We start from the raw sequence: 4,226 nt of genomic DNA, 5'->3' as shown, positions 1-4,226 counted from the left end.
TGCGTGTGTTCAATCTGTTCGGCGGCCTATTCTCCTAGGCCCGTTCGTCCCTCAAACGGCTGATTCGATGCTCAGAACCCGCGCCTCCCGCGCCGCGCTTGCCTCCGGTCTTGCCCTGCTGTTGGGGTCGACCGCTCTTGTCGCGCCCGGCATGGCGTCCGCCCAGATCCAGGGCGGCGTCGTCCAGCGCATCCTCGTCCAGGGCAACGAACGGATCGAGCAGTCGACCGTGGTGTCCTATCTGCCCGTCGCGCCCGGCGAACCGGTGGACGCGGCCAAGCTCGACCTCGCCATCAAGGCGCTGTTCCGCACCGACCTGTTCTCTGACGTGAAGGTCGATTTCCAGAACGGCGACCTGATCGTCACCGTGGTCGAGAACCCGATCATCAACCGCGTGATCTTCGAGGGGAACAAAGGCCTCAAGGAAGACAAGCTGCGCGACGAAGTGACGGTGCGCCCGCGCGGCATCTTCACCCGCTCCAAGGTCCAGGGCGACGTGCAGCGCATCGTCGAGCTCTACCGCCGCTCGGGCCGGATCTCCGCGGAGGTGACGCCGCAGATCATCGAACTGCCCCAGAAGCGCGTCGACCTGATCTTCAAGATCAACGAGGGCCCCAAGAGCGGCATCCTCTCGGTCAACTTCCTGGGCAACAAGGCCTTCAGCGACAACGACCTGCGCGACGTGGTCGTGACCGAGGAGAGCCGCTGGTACAAGTTCTTCTCGTCCAGCCAGGCCAACTACGACCCCGACCGGCTCGAGTACGACAAGGAGCAGCTCCGCAAGCACTACCGCAACCGCGGCTACTATGATTTCCGGGTCACGTCGGCGGTAGCCGAGCTGGCGCCCGACAAGAACGGCTTCGTTGTCACCTACAACGTCGACGAAGGCCCCCGGTACAAGTTCGGCAAGATCGCCGTCGAGACCGAGCTGCAGAAGCTGGACAAGGAAGTCCTGACCGCCCTGGTGCCGATCCGCAGCGGCCAGGAGTACCAGGACGAGGCCATCGAGACCTCGACCGACGCCCTGACCTTCGCCGCCGGCGCCGCAGGCTTCGCCTTCGTCGACGTGCGCCCGCGCTACACGCCCAACCGCGAAAAGGGGACGGTCGACGTCACCTTCCAGGTGCGTGAAGGCCCGCGCGTCTACGTCGACCGCATCGACGTGGTCGGCAACAGCCAGACGCTCGACTACGTGATCCGCCGCGAGATGAGCGTGGTCGAGGGCGACGCCTATAACCGCGCCCTGGTCGACCGCTCGAAGCGCCAGATCCGCGCGCTCGGCTTCTTCAAGGACGTCGACATCACCGAGACGCCCGGCTCGGCGCCCGACCGCACCAACCTGCAGGTGAAGGTCGAGGAGCAGCCCACGGGCGAACTGTCGTTCAGCGCCGGCTATTCGTCGGTGGACCAGCTCGTGCTGGACCTGGGCGTGACCCAGCGCAACTTCCGCGGCCGGGGCCAGGACGTCCGCGCCCGCGTCTCGGTCGGCTCGCTGCGCCAGCAGCTCGACTTCGGCTTCACCGAGCCGCGCTTCATGGGCCGCGACGTGGCCGCCGGCATCGACCTCTACGGCTACCGCTACGATCTGTCGGACTTCTCGGCCTACAAGACCACCACCTACGGCATCACGCTGCGCGCCAACTTCCCGCTCAGCATCGATAGCCGCGGGGCCGTGCGCTACACCCTGCGCCAGGACGAGATCGACATCGACTCGTTCTATTGCGACCCCACCTCGGGGGCGATCGTGTCGCGGGCGTTCTGCGACCAGGTCGGCACCTTCCTGACCTCGCTGGTCGGCTACGGCGCGCGCCTCGACCGCCGGAACGACTACCTGAACCCGACCCGCGGCTGGTACGTCGACTTCAACCAGGACATTGCCGGCCTGGGCGGCGATGTGAACTTCGTGAAGACCGACATCGAGAGCGGCTGGTTCCACGGGTTCAACAAGGACTTCATCCTCTCGCTGACCGGCTCGGCCGGCTACGTGGTGGGCTGGGCGGGCGACAACGTCCGGATCAACGACCGCTACTACAAGGGCGGCCTGAACTTCCGCGGCTTCGAGACCGCCGGCATCGGCCCGCGCGACACCTCGCTTCAGCGCGCCGACGCCCTGGGCGGCAAGATGTACGCCATCGGCACGGTCGAGCTGACGGTGCCGACGTTCCTGCCCGAGCAGTACGGGATCAAGGCGGCGCTGTTCACCGACTTCGGGACGCTGGGCAAGCTCGACAAGCAGGACAAGGTCTATCAGGTCGGCGACGTGGACTGCCTGCAGCCGACGATCCCGAGCCCGACCGACCCGACCCAGACGGTGCCGAACTACGCGACGCCGGGCGCGCGGAACACCTGTATCCGCGACGACCTGTCCCTGCGGGCTTCGGCGGGCGTCAGCATCTTCTGGAAGTCGCCGATGGGTCCCATCCGCTTCGACTTCAGCCGCGTTTTGGCCAAGGAAGACTACGACAAGGAAGAAACCTTCCGGTTCTCCACTTCAACCAGGTTCTAGGAAAAATGACCTTCAAGACCTTCGCCGTGGCGGGTAGCGCCCTGGCTCTCGCGCTCTCGGGCGCGGCCCCGGCCTTCGCCCAGCAGCCGGCCGCCGCCGCGCCGGCTCCGGCTGCTGCGGCCGCCGCTCCGGCGGTGACGCATGGCCCGCCGGTCCCCGGCCTGTGCATCGTCTCGGTGGAGAACGCCATCGGCGCCTCGACCGTCGGCAAGTACGTCAACACCCGCCTCCAGCAACTGGTGGCCCAGGTGAACGCCGAGCTGAACGCCGAGAAGACCGCGCTCGACAACGACGCCAAGGCCCTGGACGGCCAGCGCGCCACGCTGGACCAGAACACCTTCGAGCAGCGCGCCGCCGCCCTTCAGGTCCGCGGCAACGCCCTGCAGCGCAAGGCCCAGCTCCGCGACCAGGAGATCCAGGCGACCGAGCAGAAGGCGATCAACCGCGTCGGCGTCGAGATGGAGCCGCTGATCCGGCAGGCCTATCAGCAGAAGCAGTGCTCGATCCTGATCAACCGCAACTCGATCATCCTGGGCAATCCGGCGGCGGACATCACCCCGGCGGTCGTCACGGCGCTGAACGCCAAGATCACCCAGTTCGCCTTCGACCGCGAACGTCTCGACCAGCAGGCGCGTCCGGCCGCGCCGGCTCCGGCCGCCGCGGCGCCCGCCGCGCCGCGCAAGTAGGACGACGGGCGGGACGAGTCCGCCTAAAAGGCGATTCATGCCCGACCCGCGCTTCTTCGAAGACCTGGGGCCCGTCCGCCTCGGCGAGCTCGCGACCCTCACGGGCGCGAGCCTCGTCGACGAGGGCGCGGCCGGGCGTCTGATCAGCCGTGTCGCGGTGCTGGCCCACGCCGCCCCCGACACGGTCACCTTCCTGAGCGACCGCAAGTACGGCCCCGCGCTTGCCCACGCGCACGCCGGCGCCTGCTTCCTGCCCTCGGGGCTTGAGGCCCTCGCGCCGGACGGCTGCGCGGTGCTGACGGTCGCCAACCCGCAGGGCGCCTACGCCCTGGCGGCCCAGCGCCTCCATCGGCCGCGCCCCGGCGCGTCCCAGGCTGTCGCGTCCGACGCGAGCCTGGAGCAGGGCGTCGTGCTGGGTCCGGGCGTGGTGGTCGGACCGGGCGCGCAGATCGGCCGGGGCACGCGCATCGGCGCCAACACGGTGATCGGACCGGGCGTCGCCATCGGCCGGGATTGCGACATCGCCCCGAACGTCACCATCGGCTTCGCCCTGGTCGGCGACCGGGTGAAGATCCTGGCGGGCGCGCGGATTGGCGAGCCGGGCTTCGGCGCCACCGCCGGCCCCAAGGGCCTGATCGACATCCCCCAGCTCGGCCGCGTGATTATCCAGGACGGCGTCTCGATCGGCGCGAATTCCACCATCGACCGGGGCGCCTTCGACGACACGGTCATCGGCGAGAACACCAAGATCGACAACCTTGTGCAGATCGCCCACAACGTTCGCGTGGGGCGCAACTGCGTGATGGCCGCGCACACTGGCATCTCGGGCAGCGTCACGATCGGCGACGGCGCCCAGTTCGGCGGCCGGGCCGGGGTGGCCGACCATGTGACCATCGGGGTCGGCGCGCGCGTGGGCGCGGCCGCGGGCGTCATGAAGGATATTCCGGCGGGTGAGACCTGGGGCGGCATGCCCGCACGGCCGATCCGCCATTGGCTGAAGGAGACCGCGTGGCTCGCCCGCATGGCGAACCGCA

At 68.6% G+C, this 4,226-nt stretch carries 3 protein-coding genes; all 3 read left to right on the top strand.

Going from position 1 to position 4,226, the window contains the following annotated elements; all coding sequences use genetic code 11:
- Window positions 1–67 precede the first annotated feature (67 nt).
- Window positions 68–2,506 carry an outer membrane protein assembly factor BamA gene (gene bamA, locus Q0L11_RS14945; RefSeq protein ID WP_296598260.1) on the top strand — a complete coding sequence of 813 codons (2,439 nt, stop codon included), beginning with the start codon at window positions 68–70 and terminating at the stop codon, window positions 2,504–2,506.
- 5 nt (window positions 2,507–2,511) lie between these two features.
- Entirely contained in the window at window positions 2,512–3,192 is a 681-nt protein-coding gene (locus tag Q0L11_RS14940) for an OmpH family outer membrane protein (protein ID WP_296598259.1), read from the top strand.
- 37 nt (window positions 3,193–3,229) lie between these two features.
- Window positions 3,230–4,226, top strand: a 997-nt coding sequence (gene lpxD / locus Q0L11_RS14935) for a UDP-3-O-(3-hydroxymyristoyl)glucosamine N-acyltransferase (protein ID WP_296598258.1), incomplete at its 3' end; no start/stop codon positions are given.

This window comes from Phenylobacterium sp. (assembly GCF_024508875.1).
In the GTDB taxonomy this organism is placed as follows: Bacteria; Pseudomonadota; Alphaproteobacteria; order Caulobacterales; family Caulobacteraceae; genus Phenylobacterium.
Note: the sequence above shows the minus strand (reverse complement) of the source record. Positions and strands in the feature narration are given on the sequence as shown.

Coding starts and splice junctions, on each gene's coding strand:
- Q0L11_RS14940 (WP_296598259.1), top strand. CDS start 2,512: ATGACCTTCAAGACCTTCGCCGTGGCGGGTAGCGCCCTGGCTCTCGCG.
- bamA (WP_296598260.1), top strand. CDS start 68: ATGCTCAGAACCCGCGCCTCCCGCGCCGCGCTTGCCTCCGGTCTTGCC.